At 36.6% G+C, this 235-nt stretch carries 1 protein-coding gene; it reads right to left on the bottom strand.

Translation table 11 applies throughout. The features are described from left to right. Window positions 1-44: 44 nt before the first annotated feature. Complete coding sequence (locus tag ACYP5M_RS26785) at window positions 45-203, bottom strand: DUF6509 family protein (RefSeq protein ID WP_459735759.1); 159 nt, start codon at window positions 201-203, stop codon at window positions 45-47. Window positions 204-235 lie beyond the last annotated feature (32 nt).

The following is a 235-nucleotide window of genomic DNA, read 5'->3' as shown; positions in this document are numbered from 1 at the left end:
GCGCATTCTTCATATGTAAAAAAACCGGGCAGCAGTCCGGTTTTTTATTTATTCATCGCCTCGTCTAATTGTTTTAGGCATAAGTCGGTAATAATCGCTTCTTCATCTTCTTCTAAATCGAATTCGAGTGCGCCCTCTTTACCTTTTTCAAAAATATCATATTTAATCAATTTTCCCATTTTCTCTTCCGCTGCAAAAAGCACCCGGATTTATAAACCATTTTCTGAAAAGAGCT

It is taken from the genome of Peribacillus sp. N1 (assembly GCF_054600815.1).
This window is presented reverse-complemented; position numbering and strand designations above follow the sequence as displayed.